Origin of the sequence: Streptomyces sp. NBC_00236 (assembly GCF_036195045.1) — a bacterium.
Classification (GTDB): Bacteria; Actinomycetota; Actinomycetes; order Streptomycetales; family Streptomycetaceae; genus Streptomyces.
The window spans coordinates 4,715,640-4,731,465 of the sequence record NZ_CP108100.1; the positions used below are offsets into that span (position 1 = coordinate 4,715,640).

The window sequence follows — 15,826 nt, forward strand, 5'->3', positions numbered from 1 at the left end:
CAAGGTCAACCAAGGGTCAACGAGCGGACGGGACAAGCGGAACACGATGGCGGAGAGGACGAACAGCGGTGCGGCGGCCTCGGCGGCCCCGGCTGGGAGGGCGGACAGTGGTGCGGCCCCGGCGGCGGGGGCCGGTGTCTCCCGGTGGGCGTGGGAGCGGCCCGGGCGGTGGACGCGGGGCCGGGTGATCGCCGGACTCGCCCTCCTCACGGCACTCCTGCTCGCCTTCCCCCGGGTGCTGCCCAACCGGCCCGGTCATCTGGGAAGCCTGCTGGAGGCGTTCCTGCCCTGGCTCGGTCTCATGGTCGTCGTCCTGATCGCCTGCGCCCTGCTGCGCCGTTCGGTCACGGCACTCCTGTCCGTGCTCCTGCCGGTGGCGGCCTGGGCGTACGCGTTCGGCGGTCTGTTCCTCGCCGCGCCGGAGCCCGGTGAGCGCGATCTGGTCGTGGTGCAGCACAACGTGAGCGATGTGAACACGGACCCGGCAGGCACGGCCCGGACGCTCGCCGGGGCCGGGCCGGACCTGATCGCGCTGGAGGAACTGGTCCCGGCCGCTCTGCCGGCGTACGAGAAGGCCCTCGCCCCGGACTTCCGGTTCCACGAGGTCCGGGGGACGGTCGGGATCTGGTCGAAGCATCCGCTCACCGGCACCCGCGTGGTGGACATCAAGCCGAAGGGGATCGAGGAGGGCTGGAGCCGCGGGCTGCGTACCGTGGTCCACACCCCGCAGGGCGAAGTCGCCGCCTACGTCGCCCACTTGCCGTCGATCCGCGTCGGAACGAGCGGATTCGCCTCATCCTGGCGGGACGAGAGCGCCCATCTGCTGGGCCGGGCCGTCGCCGCCGAGACGGTGGGCAGGGTGATCGTGCTGGGAGACCTCAACAGCACGGTCGACGACCGCGGTCTCTCCCCGTTGACCTCGCAGCTGAACGTGTCGGAACGCGGCTTCGCCTTCAGCTTCCCCGCGTCCTTCCCGCTGGCCCGGATCGACCAGGTCCTGGCCCGCTCGGCGACGGTCGGCCGCATCCACACCCTGCCCGCGACCGGCAGCGATCATCTGCCGATCACCGCTCGGGTCACGCTGGGCTGAGGTATCGGCGACAGCCCCGCCGCACCCCGCCTGTGTGATGATGCACGGACAAATTTGGCCCCGGGGCCCTGGGGAGGGGCCGGGTGCGGAGCAGGGGTGGGAGCGCGGACGTGGGCAAGGACGAGACGTCGATACCGGACGAGGAATGGGAGCGCTTCCTCCGGGACGCCGAGGCCGGCACCCCGGGAGCGCCCGAGGAACCGTCGGCACGGGCCCGGATGGTGGCGAGCCGGCTGGCGGAGAAGCCCGGACCGCCGGAGGGCTGGCGTACGCACCGGCCGCCGGCGCGGTCGGGGGGCAGGGCGTGGTACTTCGTCGCCTTCTTCGTCCTGGTGGCCCTGCTCGTCGTGGCCCTGGACCCGGGGCGGGTCACCGGGTGGTTCGGAGCGGACGGCGGCAGCGGTGACACCGTGTCTCCCGCCGCCGAGTCGGAGCGCCCGACCGGGCCGCCCCCGACGGAGGCCGCAGCGGAACGCCCCACCCCGGACGACCCGTTCAGGGGTTCCCCCGCAGCCGCCTGGGGTGACGGGGTGGCCGCGCTCACCCTTCCCGCGGCGCGCGCCACGGGCTGGATGAGCAAGGCGCAGGTCGCCCAGGCGCTCGAACGGTCCCTGGACTTCCTCGCCTCGTCCAACCTCGACGCCGGAGCGCTGCGCGGTGAGCGGCCGGAGAAGGCGATCGCGCTGATCAACCCGCATCAGAAGGACGTCCAGGACTACGTGGCCGGCGCGTTCGGCGCACCGGGCGCCGAGAACGATCCCCTGAAGCTGTTCAGCCGCTTCGCGCCGTCGAAGGTGCGGATCGTCGGGGACGTGGTGAAGACCCGGGGCCGGATCACGTACCGCGAAGGAAAGCGTGGTGCGGTCGAGGTGACGGCCGATGTGACGTTCGTGTACCCCGTGGTCCGCGCCGCCGAGGGCAGCGACGAGGTCGCGCGTACGATCGTGCGCCGCGAGGTCGTGATGGGCTGGGACGACCCGGCGAAGATCATTACCGAGCAGGGGACGTTCTCCCTCGTCTCCTATCGCTCGGACACCGCGAACGGCGGGTGCGACAACCACACCGGGTACTTCGTCCCGGAGTTCGCCGCCGAGCGCGCCGTCGGCGACGGCTCGGGCGAAGGCGACGTGGTGGACCCGTACGACAGGAGCACGCCGATGGAGGCACTCGTACCGGACGGTGTCGACGAGGGATGCGGTATCGCCTCCCGTCTGTGAGGACGGCGTGGGTCAGCCCCGGCCCTCGCCCCCGCCCCGTTCCTGAAGCCTCATGCCGAGGGTGAACGAACCCGGCTCCTCCACGAGCACCTCGAACCCGAGGTGCCGGTAGAAGCCGACCGCACCGGCGTTCGCCTTGCCCACGCCGAGGTGAACGCCGCGGACGCCACGGCTCCGCAGCGCCCCGAGCAGGGTGTGGATCAGCCGGGACCCGTTCCCGCCGCCCTGCGCCTCCGGCAGGAGGTCGATGTGCAGATGGGCGGGGTACGCGGCCGTCACCTCGGCCGGAGCGGTGGGGGGACGATCGATCCACGTCCGGGCGAAGGCGTCGGCGGAACCCTCACGGACCGGCACTCCTTCGCGTCGGGCGCGGAGTGCGGGCCACCACTCCCGCTCCAGGGTCTGCTCGAACGAGGCGGTGTCGGCGACGCCGAGGACGTACCCGGAGGCGGGCCGGTCCGGGCGGGCGAGGACCCAGGCGAGGTCGGGGGCGTACCGGAGATAGGGCGCGAGGAAGATGTCGCCGGGGAGCCGGGGGTCCTCGAAGGAACCCGTCGCGTCCTTGCCCGATGCGGCGGTGCGCAGACAGATGTCGTAGAGCCGGTCGGTCTCCGCGGGGTCGTCCGTGCGGGCGGAGCGAATCGCGAACTCTGCGGTCGGGTGCGGTCGGTCGTTCACGTGCGCCTTTCGGGGAGGCGGGCTGCCGGGGCGGTCGCCCCGTGCACCCCAAATCTCTCTCGACCCGACTCCGCACGCCACTGCCTCGTGCCGGGCCGGCCGCGGGTCAGGCGATCCCGCCGTTCGCGTACAGGACCTGCCCGTTGATCCAGCGTCCGGGACCCGCGAGGAAGGCGACGGCCTCGGCGATGTCGTCCGGCGTGCCGAGGCGGTCGAGCGGGGTGCGGGAGGCGATCGCGTCGATGACCTCCTTCGGCTTTCCGTCGAGGAAGAGCGGCGTGGCCGTCGGGCCGGGCGCGACGGCGTTCACGGTCACGTCGCGGCCCTTCAGTTCGCGGGCGAGGATCAGCGTCATCGCCTCGACGGCGCCCTTCGTGGCGGCGTAGGCCCCGTACGTGGGCTGCTGGAGCCGGGTCACCGACGTCGAGAAGTTGATCAGCGCGCCACCGGTCCTGAGCGTACGGGCGGCGAGCTGCGAGACGACGAACGTGCCGCGCACGTTGGTGCGGTGCATGCGGTCGAAGTCGGCGAGGTCGAGCTCGGCGATCGGCGAGAGGAGCATGATCCCGGCCGTGTTCACGACCACGTCCACGCCCCCGTACAGCTGCTCGGCCGTGGCGAAGAGCGCGCCCATCGCGTCCTCGTCGGCCACGTCGCCGCCGACCGCGGTGGCGGCCCCGCCGGCTGCGGTGACGGCGGCCACGACCTCGTCGGCGCGGGCCTTGTCCCGGCCGTAGTGCACGACGACGGCGAGACCGTCGGAGCCCAGGCGCTCGGCGACGGCGCGGCCGATGCCGCCGGAGGCGCCGGTGACGATGGCCACGCGCGGTGCGGTGGCTGCGGTGTCTGCGGTGTGTGTGGTGTCTGCGGTGGGGTTCGCGGGGTTCATGTGTGGCCTCCCTTATTTTATGGACGATTCGTCCATAAAATAAATGTAGACTGATCGTCCATATACGGCAAGCCTGAAAGGCTGGAACACGTGGACGAGCCGCCGAAGGGCCCGGAGAGGCGCGGCCGAGGCCGCCGCCCGGCCGCGGAGGTACGGCAGGCCGTACTGGAGACCGCCGGTGCGATGCTGTTCGAGGCGGGACTGCCCGGGATCACCTTCGAGAAGGTGGCCACCCGCGCCGGAGCGAGCAAGATGACGCTCTACAAATGGTGGCCCTCGCCGGGGGCGCTCGCCTTCGAGGCGTACTTCACGGCGGTCGAGGACACCCTCGCGTTCGCGGACACCGGCGACATCGAACGCGATCTCACGGCCCAGCTCCACTCCTTCGTCGGCCTGCTCACCGGCCGGCCCGCCGGTCCGGTGATCGCCCAGTTCGTCGGCGCGGCGCAGACCGACCCCGCGCTGGCCGACGCCCTCGCGCAGCACTACATTCACCCGCGCCGCCGTCTCGCGGTGGACCGGCTCACCCGCGCCCAGCACGTCGGCCAGATCCGTGCCGAGGTCGACCCCCAGGTGGTCGTCGACCAGCTCTGGGGCGCCTGCTACCACCGCCTGATGATGCCGGACGAGCCACTCGACACGGCCTTCGCCGACGCCCTGGTGGGCAACCTTCTGCGCGGCATTCGGGGGTGAGGCGGCGCGGCGGGCGATGAGTCCCGACGCGGTGGTCAGTCTCTACTTACGGCGCGCCCCGCAGCGCGCGACCAGCCGCACGTGAGGAGAGCATCATGACCGCCACCTACACCTTCGACGTCTTCTCCAGTCTCGACGGCTTCGGCGGCGCCGGGGGTGACTGGACCGGCTACTGGGGCAAGCAGGGCCCGGAACTCCTCGACCACCGCCTGGGTCTGTACCGGGACGAGCAGCGGATGATCTTCGGTGCGAACACGTACCGCCTGTTCGCGCAGATGCTGGCCGAGAGTACCGAGGATTCCGACGTGCGCGACCCCTGGGTGACCCGGATGAGGGCCCTGCCGGCGACGGTGGTGTCGACCACGCTGGAAGGCCCACTGGACTGGCCGGACGCCACCGTCGCGCACGGCGACGCTGTCGACGTCGTCGCCCGGCTCAAGAAGGAGTCCGACGTCCCGCTGCGCTCCCACGGCAGCCTGTCGATGAACCGGGCGCTGATGGCGGCCGGCCTGGTGGACCGCGTCCAGGTGACCCTGTTCCCCGTGATCACCGGCCGGACCGGTCTGGCCCCGGTCTTCAAGGGCGCGGCCGACTTCGACCTGGAGCTGACCGGCCACCGGACACTCGACGGCGACATCCAGGAACTCACCTACCGGCCCACGCTGCACGCCTGAACCGAGCCGGCCACGACGGGAGTGTCAGTGGCAGGGCGTACGTTGCGGTCATGGGCGTATACCTGATCAGCGTCGGCGCGGAGGAGTGGTTCGGTGAGGAGGAGGGGTGGGGCGAGATCGCCACGGCGCTCAACGATGACCTGCGGCAACGCGGCCTGCCGCCCTACGACTCCGTACCGGAGGAGCCGGATTTCGTCCGCGGCTCCGGGCAGGCCTTCGAGGAGAAGCTGAGCTCCTCGATGGACGGGTTCGACGCGCTGTGCGAAGCGCACCTCTCGCGGGAGGAGACCGAGACCCTGTCCAACTGGTCGGTGCTGGTGCCGTTCTCGCTCGACGAGGAGATCCGGCTGCCGATCGGCTCCGCCTACGCCGAGTCGTCGACCGTGGTCGCCGGTGCACCCCAGGTCCTGGCCCTCGCCCAACGCCTGGCGACAGCGATCGAGTTGCCGGCGGAGACCCCGCGCATGTGCGACAACCTCGATCTGACCGTGTGGTTCCGGGAAGGAGCAGCGAAGGAACTGGCCGCTGCCCGACCGGGGCCGTGGGCCGACGACCTGGATGCGGCGTTCTACGTCGCACTGTTCCTTTGCGCTGCCGAGCACTCCGTGCGGCGGGGGTGCCCGATCGTCTACTCCTGAGCCGAACAGGCCGCGGCGGCATCCCCCGAACTCGTTGGACTGCTGGTCAGGGCACGTGTCAGGCTCCGGTTCGTGGAGATTCTCGATGTTCTGGCCGCTATGGCGAAGACGGGCCGACTGGGGCCGGCGTTCAGCGGAGCGGACTGGCGCGATGTGACCGAGGCTTTCGGCGAGCCGTGGGAGATCGGCACGACGAGCCGAAGGCGAAAGTGGCCGCGGCTCTTCGGCTACGGGGATCTTGAGCTGAGTGTCTGCCGCTGCCGGAAGGTGGGCATCATCTGCGTCCAGACCTGGCGTGACGTGGTGGAACTCCCCCCGTCCGTCACCGGGGGAGCGGGCACCTTTCCCTCAGGGCTCACGTACACGGACGTGGTTGCCGCCTTGGACAGGGCCGACTGTTCCTGGGAGCCCTGTCCGTCACTCACCTTCGGCGACCAGCGCACGCTCGTGGTGACGCCGACGGGAGCGAGCCTCACCTTCGCGATCCCCGAGGGTGAGTCACCCGTGCTGCACGGCGTGGGGCTTTCGGGCGACGGGCACGACTGTTCGGCACCCATCGTGGGTCTCTGAGTTGCGGAATTGAGGGGATCTCATCTCTGCCGTAGGAGCGGCGCACCTTCAGGGGTGCGCTCACCCGGACGCCGGCTCGTCACCGTCCCCCAGCCACGGCCGCAGCTTCTCCGGGTTGCGGACCACCCAGATCCGGGTGATGCGGCCGTCGACGATCTCGAACGAGGCCACGGTCATCACGGCGCCGCCCCGCTGGGCCACCAGCCCCGGCGCGCCGTTGACCGACCGCTCCAGGAGTTCGAGGCCCGGGGCCCTGTCGGCGATGGCGACCATGTACTGGGCGATGAGCGCGCCGCCCTCGATCGGGCGCAACGCGGTGCCGACCAGGCCGCCGCCGTCGGCGGTCATCACGGCGGCGGGGTCCAGAAGGCCGACGAGAGCCGCTACGTTCTTGGTCTCCCACGCCTCCTTGACGTGCCGCACCGCCTCCGCCTGCCCGGTCCCCGTCGCCGGGGACTCGGCCGCCCGCACCCGGCGCCGGGCGGAGGCCGCGAGTTGCTTGCAGGCGGCGGAGGTCCGGCCGAGGACGTCGGCGATCTCGGCGAAGGGGTACCGGAAGACGTCGTGCAGGACGAACGCGACCCGCTCGGCGGGCGTCATCGACTCCAGGACGACGAGGAAGGCCATCGTCACCGATTCGTCCAGGACCATCTGGTCGGCGGGATCGGTGTGATCGGCGCCCCGGCCGCGGTCCCACTCGGTACGGTCCGGCAACGGCTCGGGCAGCCATGCGCCGACGTACCGTTCGCGCCGGGCCCGCGCCGAGCCGAGCACGTCCAGGCAGATGCGACCGGTCACCGTCGACAGCCAGGCGCCGGGGGACACGATCTCGTCCCGCCGGTTCTGTGACAGGGCGTACCAGCGTGCGTACGCCTCCTGGACGGCGTCTTCTGCCTCGGCCAGTGAGCCGAGCAACCGGTAGGCAACATTGAGCAGTTGGCGCCGCTCGCCGGCTATGTCATCGATGGCCGCCCTCGCCGTCCCCACGTCCCGAACGCCCCCTCGCCTTACGTTTCGCGGGCCCGCGTCGTCGGGCTGGTAAGACCCTATCGATCTACTGCCCAGCGGGGCGGAAAAGGGGACCGTCGCATGGCGACCCAGGCAACGGCAGCACCGCGTCGCATCTCGTTTCTGCAGATCGCGATCGCCCTGCAGGCCCTGACCATCTTCCTCCAGGCGATCTCCGCCGGACTGCTGCTGACCTCGTCCTACGGAGAGACGCTGCACAGCGCGGGCGCCCGCGTCATGTACGGGGCCGCGATGCTGTACGTGATCGCGGCGGTACTGGCGTGGAAGCCGGGCGGCGGCCCGGCCAGGCCCATCTGGTACGCCTCGGGCTTCCTGGTCCTCGCCTCGGTCCAGGTGGTCCTCGGGATCGCCCACGTACCGTCGGTCCATCTTCCCCTGGGAGTCCTGATGTTCGGCCTGAGCCTGTTGGCACTGGCCCGGCGCTGAAGCCCGGTACGGGGGTCCGGGCGGCGGGCCTGTCCGGCGGATCGTGCCGGACAGGCCACCGGGCCCGGAGGCGGGTGAACCGTACTCAGCGCTTCAGCGTGAAGGTGAAGTCGGCGGAGAGCTTGCCGCTCAGCCGGACGGCCGAGACGAGCCTCCCCTCCGTGATCAGCCGCCCGACCGCGCCCCGCGAGAGCCCGCAGCCTTCGGCGATGAGCCGCGCCGGCCTGACCGGTATCGGGGCGGCGAAGCGGACCGCGACATCGATCCCCTCGCGGTCCAGGCGATCCGTTCCGCCGGTGCAGAGACGCCAGGCGCCGGCCCAGTCGAGGGCGACGTGGTTGCGGTGACGTACGACCGGATCCTGGAGCAACTCCGCTGCCAAGCCGGGATCGTTGGCGTGCATGCGGTCCAGCAGCTCAGGTCGTACGGAGCGCACATGGGTCCGCTCCAAGGCCGTGAGTTTCGTGGTCTCCCCGCATGCGGTGCAGAGAGCGAGGAGCCAGGCGTCGAGCAGCTTGTGGTTCGCGTTGACGCGGAACTTGCCGTTCGCCCGGAAGCGTTCGGCCGCGCACGAGTGGCAGCGACGGATGACGAGTGGCAGGCAAGTGGGCATGACGAGCCAGTTGTTGAGCACAGAGGTGCACCGGTTTCAGGTGAGAAGTCCGCAGCAGAAAACAGCGCGGCGCACAGGCGCGACGCGCGACAGATCAGCAGTGGGGAGGTCTCACGCGGTGTACAACGGAACATCCTTGCCTGGACGACGTGGTGGCTCGGCAGCACGGTAGGGGAGCGTGGCAACGGCGTTCCACCGGTTTTCGTGCTTCACGCCACCGGGTTGATCAGGACGCCCGCATGCTGCCGCTCCGCGTACGGACCAGAGGCGCGAGGCCCGCCATGAGGGCCAGGGCGGCGACCGGGATCAGATCGAGGTTCACGGCGATGAGGAGGAAGGCGGCGAAGACGAGCACCGGGCTCCACGCCGGAAGCTGCCGCGGCCGGGACGCGACCAGCATGACCAGCAGGGTGAGGATGCCGACCTGGAAGGCCGGGGGACCCACGAGCTCCAGCGGTTCGGGCAGCGGGGCGGCGTCGTCGAAGCGGGGGAACAGGTCCCCGGTGATCACCCACAGGAAGCACCCGGCGCCGAACACCCCGGCGACCATGGCCGCCCCGGCGGCCGCCGCCCTTCGCGCCGTATCGACGTGGACCAGGCTGCGCAGCTCCACGACGAGCGCGCCGAGCAGGAGGAAGGCGGCGAAGAAGAAGGAGTGCCCGATGTTCCAGGCGAGCCCGGGCCCGTGGTCGCCGTCCCTGCCGTCGATGAGGCGGAACACACCGTAGAGAAGCATGAACAGCGGAACGAGCACGGCGAACAGGCGAGTTGTGCGCGTGGTTTCGGTCATGTGGCTACGGTTGCGGAGGCCGGGGGCGCGGTCCATCGGGACGATCCCTGGTTAGGCCCGGAGGTGTTCCCCCTAGTACTCCAGCAGGACATACACCGACGTCCGACTGGAGTACTGAGGACTGCTCAGGCATCTTGGCACCACACTCGGCGGACAGTACGGTGTCAGCTCGCGACGTCGATCAGCACGTCCCGCAGCCGTACTTCCACGGAAGCCCTCTCCGTCCGTCGTGACCGGGCACCACTGATGCCGTCGGGCGTGCGCAGGCAGCCGAGGCCCGGCATGTGCCGGCAGGGGGGCGGCGTACCCTTCGAGAAAGATGCCGAGGTCGATTGGTGTCGAGGGACGCTGTGCGCGGGGGCGGTGCGTCCCGGCCGGTTCAGCACACGCGGGCGGATTTGGGTCCCGATGCGGTGCCCCGCACCCCGGCGGCGTGGCTCACCGTGCCGTCCACCTCGAAGGTGTCCGACTGGGTCCTGATGGACCGCTGGAGGCGCTGCAGCGGCAGCGAGGGCTCCAGGCCCAACTCGCTGTCGAGCGCGGCGTGCAGCCGCTGATAGGCGCGCAGGGCCTCGCCGCGCCGCCCCGAGCGGTGCAGCGCCAGCATGAACTGGGCATGCAGTCCCTCGTGCGTACGGTAGCGGTGGACGAGGAACGTCAGTTCCGACACCAGTTCACGGTGGCGGCCGAGGCGGAGGTCGGCCTCGATGCGCTGGTCGAGGGCGAACAGGCGTGCCTCTGCGAGCCGTTCGACCTCCATGGTGATCAGGCTGCCCGCCTGGATGTCGGCGAGCGCGCTCTCGCCGGACCACAGGTCCAGGGCCTCGCGCAGCTTGCGGGTCGCGCCCTGGTAGTCCTCGATGTCCATGGCGCGGAACCCGGCGGCGGCGCGGCGTTCGAAGGTCCGGAAGTCGACGCTGCCGCCTCCCGTCTCGAGCCGGTACCCCCCGGGCAGGGTGACCAGGATGTCCTTGGCGCCCTCGCGGCCGCTGCCCTCGCGGGCGAGCGCCTCACCGATGAGGTCGCGCAGTTGCAGCACGTACGTTTGCAGCGTTGTACGGGCGCTGCGCGGCGGATTGTGGCCCCACAACTCCTCCGCCAGCATCGACACGGGGACCATCTGGTCGGCGTGCAGCGCGAGTAGAGCGAGAACCTGTCTTGGCTTCGGCGCGGAAGGGGCGGCGGAGTGTCCGCCTACGCGCACTGACATCGAACCCAGAACCTGGATGTCCATATTCTGCTCCCCGTTGAGTGGTACTTTGCGGCTCGTTCGATCGGATGGTGAGGGCTCGGGACGGGTGTCCTGGGCCGGCTTGGTGGCGTTGGACCGGGTGTGTCAATGACTGCCGGGGTCCTCGCGGCCACGGGCTGAGCGCCAGCGTCCTGAGTGCGTGGTGGCGCCCGTGGAGGAGAGGCGCCGGGGCGCCCTGCCTGTCGCCGGCGACTCTCTGCGCCGGCTGGACGTGGCCGCGGTCGTCGATGGGCTGTGCCCTTGCGCTGCGCGGGCGTACGTGACACACGGTCAGGGGGTGGAGGCGCTCGTCGCGAACCGGCTCGCCTCGCTGATACCGGTGCCGATGGTGCTGTTCCGGGCCGGGGGCCGGGCCCGCGCCCGAGTGGTGGAGGAGGGGTTCGGCACGGAGCCGGCCCTGCTCAACGGCGTCCACCCGGACGAGCGGTTGCCGGCCATCACGTACGGGCATCCCAAGGGCCTGCGCACGGAGCTGAAGAAGGTCGGAGCGGGCCTCGCGGCCGCCGGCGACGGCGGAATCCCCGTCCACGCGCGCGTCTTCGACGGCGGGGCCGCCGAGATCCTCTAAGTCGCCGACGCGATGAAGGACCAGGTCGCGTGCGCGGCGGGCGGGAGCCGCTGTACGACCGTCGAGAACGTCGCCGCAGAGCACGGCGTGGCCGCCCGTCCGTGTCGGTATCTCGCCTTGCTGGGACTCTGTGTGGTGGTGCGTCAGGTCGGACGCGCCCCGGGCCCGGAGCGGACCCCGGCCGGGCTCCGCCCGGGATGCCGCAGAGTGCGGTGCACCCGCCGGACGGCCCCCTGCCGACTCGGCGAACTCCGCCCGAGGATCGGGAACATGGCCGATCCGCCGACCGTACAGATCACCCGCGGTGTCCAATTCCACCCCCTCGAACTCCTCGGCATCGAAGTCACACGAACCCGCCGGCCACAGACCTGAATCGGTGACCTGCGCAGTACGGACCCGGACGAGCGCCAGGCGGGTTGCCCGTGCTCATCGTGCTGTCGACGCCGTGCATTGCAGCAGGCCTCCACCGAACCCTTTCATAAAAAACCCGCCCGGTCGGCTTTGTCAATGCAAACGATCCGAACCATAGCGACCTTTTCCCCAATTAGCCCGGAGAATCCGTCGCGAAACACCTGACAAGTGCTCCAAACACCCTCCAGGTCACCTTGATTTGCCCTCTTGAAGCGCTCGCAAGGAAGAAGAACAAGGAAGCGGAAGATGGCTGCCGGGTCTCATATAGAGGAAGGGAGGGCATTCCGTGGCTGCCGGGTGAAGGCGGCGCGCCGACTGCGTCTGTTCCGTGTACGGGGAGAGGCGCTGGTAGGCGGGGTGCGAGTCGCCGATGGCGTACTCGATCGCCGCGGAGAGGGCCTTGACGTCGAACAGGACGCCCCGCAGGGCGTCCTGGACCGGATCGGGTCCCCATGAGGGCGTAAGCGGGCCACAACGCCGTCCTGTCGGCCCGGGCCAAGGGTGTTGGAGAACTTCTGCCGCACGGTGACTCCGAGGCCGTGGCGAGAATGTTCATCGTCCGTTCACCGGCGCCCGGGCGCTGCCGAAGATCCCGACGGATCACGCAGACATCTTCGGGCGGGTGACGGGGACGCTCCAGCACCTGCCGGCATCGGACTTGGTTCCGGGAGCGCTCATCCGCGGGACGTCCTCCGGGCCGGGCAGCGCACCTGGCGTGAGGCCGCGACGCAGCGTGACCAGGAAGAGGACGAGTTCGTGCCCGCACTCATCGGGTGAGTCCGCTCGGTGATCCATCAGCCATCGCCGGAGAGCGGCTCGCGCCCGGCGGCGACCTGGCGTCCTCGCTGATCGCACCCCTCCGAGCAGGGCGAAGGCTCGGGCGGTCAGGGACTCCTGGGCACGCCGCACCTGGGGGTCGCGGCCGGGCGGGACACCAGGGGCTCGCTCGGCACCACGCCGTGCGGCACTCGCTCACCCACCGTCCATGGCTACGCGCAGTCACCGGTGCTGCTCGACGCGTCGGTGGCCCGACCGCCCCGGGCCCGGCCGCGCCCGCGCCGACGGGGCGGCGCGGTGCCGAGGACACCCGCTCCGGGCCGGCGGTCCCGCAAGGCCGCGGCCACGGTGTGCCGCGGCCCTTCGGGGCGCCGGCCGCCCCGGTCCCGTCCGCCGTGTCGGCGCGGCCCGTTCCCTACGCCGCGTCGGCGCGGTGCGCCGGGGCGTCCACGGTGGCGAGCGCCTCGGCCGTGACCAGGGACGGCAGCAGCAGACGCCAGAACCGGTCGATCCCCTCGGCCGCGAGCCAGCGCGGATCGGTACGGCCGAGCACCTCGAAACCGGTGGTCGCGGCCACGATCGAGGTCACCGCCTCCTGTTCGGAGACGTTCTCGGCGAGCAGACGTTCGGTGGCCGCCTCGGTGATCATCCGCTGGACGCAGCGATACCACTCGCCGCGCAGATCCAGACCGGTGCCGTCGCTTGCCTCGCAGCTCAGGTGGTATCCGGCGCGGGCCACCACGTCATCGGACAACTGCTCGGCCATGGCCCGTGAGGTGCCGATGAGCCGCTGCAGCGCGTTGTCGCCCGGACGGCGTGCCTCGGTCGCCGTCCGGCGCAGCGTCGCGGCCGCCGTGGCCTCCACGGTGGCGGCCACCACGGCCTTGTTCTCGAAGTGGAAGTGCAGCGCGCCACGGCTGACCCCGGCGTTGGAACTGATCTCCGTCAGCTTCGTCCGGGTATAGCCGCACCGCTCGAAGACCTCGGCGGCCGAAAGGATGAGCGCTTGACGAGTCCGGACGGCGCGCTCCTGCCTCATTCCCGATAACTCCCTATTGGCTCCCTCTAGGGCTGATGTATGGCGCCGATAATAAACCGTCTTAGCGGTTGCCAATGGTGGCATGGGTTTACGCTCCTCCCTCATTCGTTGCACGGCCGAAGGGCCCGACATTCGTGGCACGGCCGAAGAGCCCGACGGCACCGAGGCGGCCCGCTCCCCGGCCGGAAAGCTGACCCGGGCCGGGCGCGGCACGTCGGCTCCGGAAGCCCGTGCCCTGCTTCGCGAGTACGGATTCCGGGGGCAACGCCAGGGCCGTGGAGGGCACGCAGCACCCGGACGGCGGCGCCGGTCCGGTACGTCAGCGGCCGGGCCCGTCCGGTACGTCAGCGGCCGGCCCGGAAAGCATCAGGCGGCCGGGTGGCCGGGTGGCCGGTGGTCAGCGGGGAGACGGAAAGGAGGCGGTCGGGAGTCGGGGCGGCCACACCGTGCGTCCGGCAGGACCGCCACCGCACCGGGCAGGCGGGCCTTTCACCACACGCCCGCCCCAACCCTTGGACAGGAAGGGGCAGGAAGAGACAGGAAAAGAGATGACGGCGGCTGCCGGGGGAGGACAGCCGCCGCCATCCGCTCAGGCGTCCCGCTTGCTCAGGACGATGTACCCGACCACCTGGGCCGCTGCCACCCACACGAGGATGATGAGCAGCGCCGCCGGCCTTCCGTACGGGTCGGTGTCGCCGTCCATCAGGTGCTGGCCCGCGGTGGACGGCAGATAGTCGAGGATCTTCTGGGTGATGTCGTTGCTGGACACCGCCAGGGCGCCCGGCAGGCCCGCGAGGACCATGAAGACGGTCGTCAGCGTGCCCACCGCGCTGCGCACCGCGGCCCCCACCCCGATGGCGAAGACGCCGACGAGGGCGACGTAGACGCCGGCGTTCAGGATGGTCGGGACGGCCTTGCTCATGTCGGTGTCCGCGTACTCGAACAGCAGCGGCGTGGTGGTGAGGGTGCCGACCACCGCCAGGACGATCCCGACGACGAACATGACCGGCGCGGCGATCGCGGACTTCGCGAAGAGCATCCGGCCGCGCACCGGCACGCACTGGAGCGTCGTCCGGATGCTGCCCGTGGAGTACTCGGTCGTCATCGACAGCATGGCGAGTGCCACGATGGCGAACTGCACCAGGTTCATCGCCAACGCGGACGAGTGGGCGATGGGGACGTCCGTGTCGACGCCGTCGGTGCGGTAGTTGTTCGCGATGCTGCCGCCGAGGGCGGGCGCGAAGAGGCCCATCAATACGACGGAGCCCGCGAGGCACCACCAGGTGGCCCGCACGGACCACAGTTTGGTCCACTCCGCCGCCACCGCGCCGACGGTGCGGCCGCGGCCGTAGGAGGAGGTGTTCGCGAGGACCGACTCGCGGCCGGTGCCGGTCGGATTCGTGATCGCACTCGACATGGCTCAGGCCTCGACTTTCTGCTGGGCGTCGGGCCGGGGCGTGTCCGCGCCCGCGGGCTTCGGCGACTTGTACTCGATACTGCCTGCGGTCATCTCCATGTAGGCCTCCTCCAGCGAGGCCTCCACTACCCGCAGTTCGTGCAGCCTTACGCCGAGGTTGAAGGCGAGGTCGCCGATGACCTCCACCGTCGTGCCGGAGACCATGATCTCGTTCTCGGAGTTCCGCTGGATGTCGACATCGGGCATCGCCAGACCGGCCGTCAGGTTGTTGAGCCCGTGGCTGTCGGGCGTGCGCACCCTGACAGCGGTCAGCGAACTGCGCGCGATGACCTGCTCGATGGTGTCATCGGCGAGGAGGCGCCCCTTGCCGATGACGACCAGATGGTCGGCGGTCAGCTGCATCTCGCTCATGAGGTGGCTCGACACGAAGACCGTGCGGCCCTCGGCGGCCAGCGAGCGCATCAGCTCCCGGACCCAGCGGACCCCGTCCGGGTCCAGGCCGTTGACCGGCTCGTCGAAGAGCAGCACCTGGGGATCGCCGAGGAGAGCGCTGGCGATGCCGAGGCGCTGCCCCATGCCCAGCGAGAAGGAGCCGGCGCGCTTCTTGGCCACCTTCTCCAGGCCCACGATCTCCAGCACCTCACTGACGCGCTTGCGCGGGATGCCGTTCGTCTGGGCCATGGCCAGCAAGTGGCTCTGGGCGCTGCGGCCCGGGTGGAGCGCCTTGGCCTCAAGGAGCGCCCCGACCTCGCGCAGCGGGTACTTCATCGCCGAGTAGGGCTTGCCGTGGATCAGTGCCTCACCGGACGTCGGCCGGTCCAACCCCATGATCATCCGCATGGTGGTCGACTTGCCGGCACCGTTGGGGCCCAGGAAGCCGGTCACCCGGCCGGCCGGGATCTCCAGGTTCAGGTTGTCCACGGCAACGGTCGACTCGTATCGCTTGGTCACTTCGCGCAACGTGATCATCGTCGCCACATCCTCAGGTCTCGCGTCATGGGGGAGACGCTATGGAATCTCCCCCTGTCGGGTCATCGGCCGTTCGACAGAGCGGC

The 15,826-nt window shown here is 70.6% G+C and carries 17 protein-coding genes; 8 read left to right on the forward strand and 9 right to left on the reverse strand.

The window, feature by feature from the left end; all coding sequences use genetic code 11:
• The first annotated feature begins 46 nt into the window (after window positions 1-46).
• Together OG446_RS21365 and OG446_RS21370 are read left to right on the forward strand one after the other, a co-directional pair.
• Complete coding sequence (locus tag OG446_RS21365) at window positions 47-1,090, forward strand: endonuclease/exonuclease/phosphatase family protein (protein ID WP_328895553.1); 1,044 nt, start codon at window positions 47-49, stop codon at window positions 1,088-1,090.
• Between the two features lie 110 nt (window positions 1,091-1,200).
• Window positions 1,201-2,307 carry a hypothetical protein gene (locus tag OG446_RS21370; RefSeq protein WP_328898367.1) on the forward strand — a complete coding sequence of 369 codons (1,107 nt, stop codon included), beginning with the start codon at window positions 1,201-1,203 and terminating at the stop codon, window positions 2,305-2,307.
• 12 nt (window positions 2,308-2,319) lie between these two features.
• Here the strand turns inward: OG446_RS21370 and OG446_RS21375 are convergent, their stop codons facing one another.
• Together OG446_RS21375 and OG446_RS21380 are read right to left on the reverse strand one after the other, a co-directional pair.
• Entirely contained in the window at window positions 2,320-2,985 is a 666-nt protein-coding gene (locus tag OG446_RS21375) for a GNAT family N-acetyltransferase (protein WP_328895554.1), read from the reverse strand.
• Between the two features lie 106 nt (window positions 2,986-3,091).
• Window positions 3,092-3,874, reverse strand: a complete 783-nt coding sequence (locus OG446_RS21380; RefSeq protein WP_328895555.1) for an SDR family oxidoreductase — start codon at window positions 3,872-3,874, stop codon at window positions 3,092-3,094.
• Between the two features lie 90 nt (window positions 3,875-3,964).
• Between OG446_RS21380 and OG446_RS21385 the strand changes: the two genes are divergently transcribed.
• The 4 genes from OG446_RS21385 (at window position 3,965) to OG446_RS21400 (ending at window position 6,449) form a co-directional block, all read left to right on the forward strand.
• On the forward strand, window positions 3,965-4,567 hold the full coding sequence (locus OG446_RS21385) for a TetR/AcrR family transcriptional regulator (protein WP_328895556.1): 603 nt from the start codon (window positions 3,965-3,967) through the stop codon (window positions 4,565-4,567).
• Between the two features lie 95 nt (window positions 4,568-4,662).
• A complete protein-coding gene (locus OG446_RS21390; RefSeq protein WP_328895557.1) occupies window positions 4,663-5,241 on the forward strand; it encodes a dihydrofolate reductase family protein in 579 nt (192 codons plus the stop codon).
• Between the two features lie 50 nt (window positions 5,242-5,291).
• Complete coding sequence (locus OG446_RS21395) at window positions 5,292-5,879, forward strand: hypothetical protein (protein WP_328895558.1); 588 nt, start codon at window positions 5,292-5,294, stop codon at window positions 5,877-5,879.
• 72 nt (window positions 5,880-5,951) lie between these two features.
• A complete protein-coding gene (locus OG446_RS21400) occupies window positions 5,952-6,449 on the forward strand; it encodes a hypothetical protein (protein WP_328895559.1) in 498 nt (165 codons plus the stop codon).
• 60 nt (window positions 6,450-6,509) lie between these two features.
• On the opposite strand, the gene sigJ is transcribed toward OG446_RS21400, so the two are convergent.
• The gene (gene sigJ, locus OG446_RS21405) at window positions 6,510-7,436 is read right to left on the reverse strand and encodes an RNA polymerase sigma factor SigJ (protein ID WP_328895560.1); all 927 of its coding nucleotides are present in this window, start codon (window positions 7,434-7,436) and stop codon (window positions 6,510-6,512) included.
• A gap of 102 nt (window positions 7,437-7,538) precedes the next feature.
• On the opposite strand from sigJ, the gene OG446_RS21410 reads away from it, so the two are divergent.
• Window positions 7,539-7,904, forward strand: a complete 366-nt coding sequence (locus OG446_RS21410; protein WP_328895561.1) for a hypothetical protein — start codon at window positions 7,539-7,541, stop codon at window positions 7,902-7,904.
• Between the two features lie 85 nt (window positions 7,905-7,989).
• On the opposite strand, the gene OG446_RS21415 is transcribed toward OG446_RS21410, so the two are convergent.
• From OG446_RS21415 to OG446_RS21425, 3 genes are all read right to left on the reverse strand, one after another.
• Window positions 7,990-8,517 carry a DUF1062 domain-containing protein gene (locus OG446_RS21415; RefSeq protein WP_328895562.1) on the reverse strand — a complete coding sequence of 176 codons (528 nt, stop codon included), beginning with the start codon at window positions 8,515-8,517 and terminating at the stop codon, window positions 7,990-7,992.
• A 226-nt stretch (window positions 8,518-8,743) separates the two neighbouring features.
• Window positions 8,744-9,307 carry a hypothetical protein gene (locus tag OG446_RS21420; RefSeq protein ID WP_328895563.1) on the reverse strand — a complete coding sequence of 188 codons (564 nt, stop codon included), beginning with the start codon at window positions 9,305-9,307 and terminating at the stop codon, window positions 8,744-8,746.
• Window positions 9,308-9,686: 379 nt separating this feature from the next.
• Window positions 9,687-10,541 carry an AfsR/SARP family transcriptional regulator gene (locus OG446_RS21425; protein WP_328895564.1) on the reverse strand — a complete coding sequence of 285 codons (855 nt, stop codon included), beginning with the start codon at window positions 10,539-10,541 and terminating at the stop codon, window positions 9,687-9,689.
• 295 nt (window positions 10,542-10,836) lie between these two features.
• Here OG446_RS21425 and OG446_RS21430 point away from each other — a divergent pair, with 295 nt between their 5' ends.
• Window positions 10,837-11,127 (forward strand): hypothetical protein, encoded by a 291-nt coding sequence (locus OG446_RS21430; protein WP_328895565.1) that lies wholly within the window; start codon window positions 10,837-10,839, stop codon window positions 11,125-11,127.
• A 1,603-nt stretch (window positions 11,128-12,730) separates the two neighbouring features.
• Here OG446_RS21430 and OG446_RS21435 read toward each other — a convergent pair.
• From OG446_RS21435 to OG446_RS21445, 3 genes are all read right to left on the reverse strand, one after another.
• On the reverse strand, window positions 12,731-13,354 hold the full coding sequence (locus OG446_RS21435; RefSeq protein WP_328895566.1) for a ScbR family autoregulator-binding transcription factor: 624 nt from the start codon (window positions 13,352-13,354) through the stop codon (window positions 12,731-12,733).
• A gap of 589 nt (window positions 13,355-13,943) precedes the next feature.
• Complete coding sequence (locus tag OG446_RS21440) at window positions 13,944-14,771, reverse strand: ABC transporter (RefSeq protein ID WP_328895567.1); 828 nt, start codon at window positions 14,769-14,771, stop codon at window positions 13,944-13,946.
• 3 nt (window positions 14,772-14,774) lie between these two features.
• Entirely contained in the window at window positions 14,775-15,740 is a 966-nt protein-coding gene (locus OG446_RS21445; protein ID WP_328895568.1) for an ABC transporter ATP-binding protein, read from the reverse strand.
• Between the last annotated feature and the right edge of the window lie 86 nt (window positions 15,741-15,826).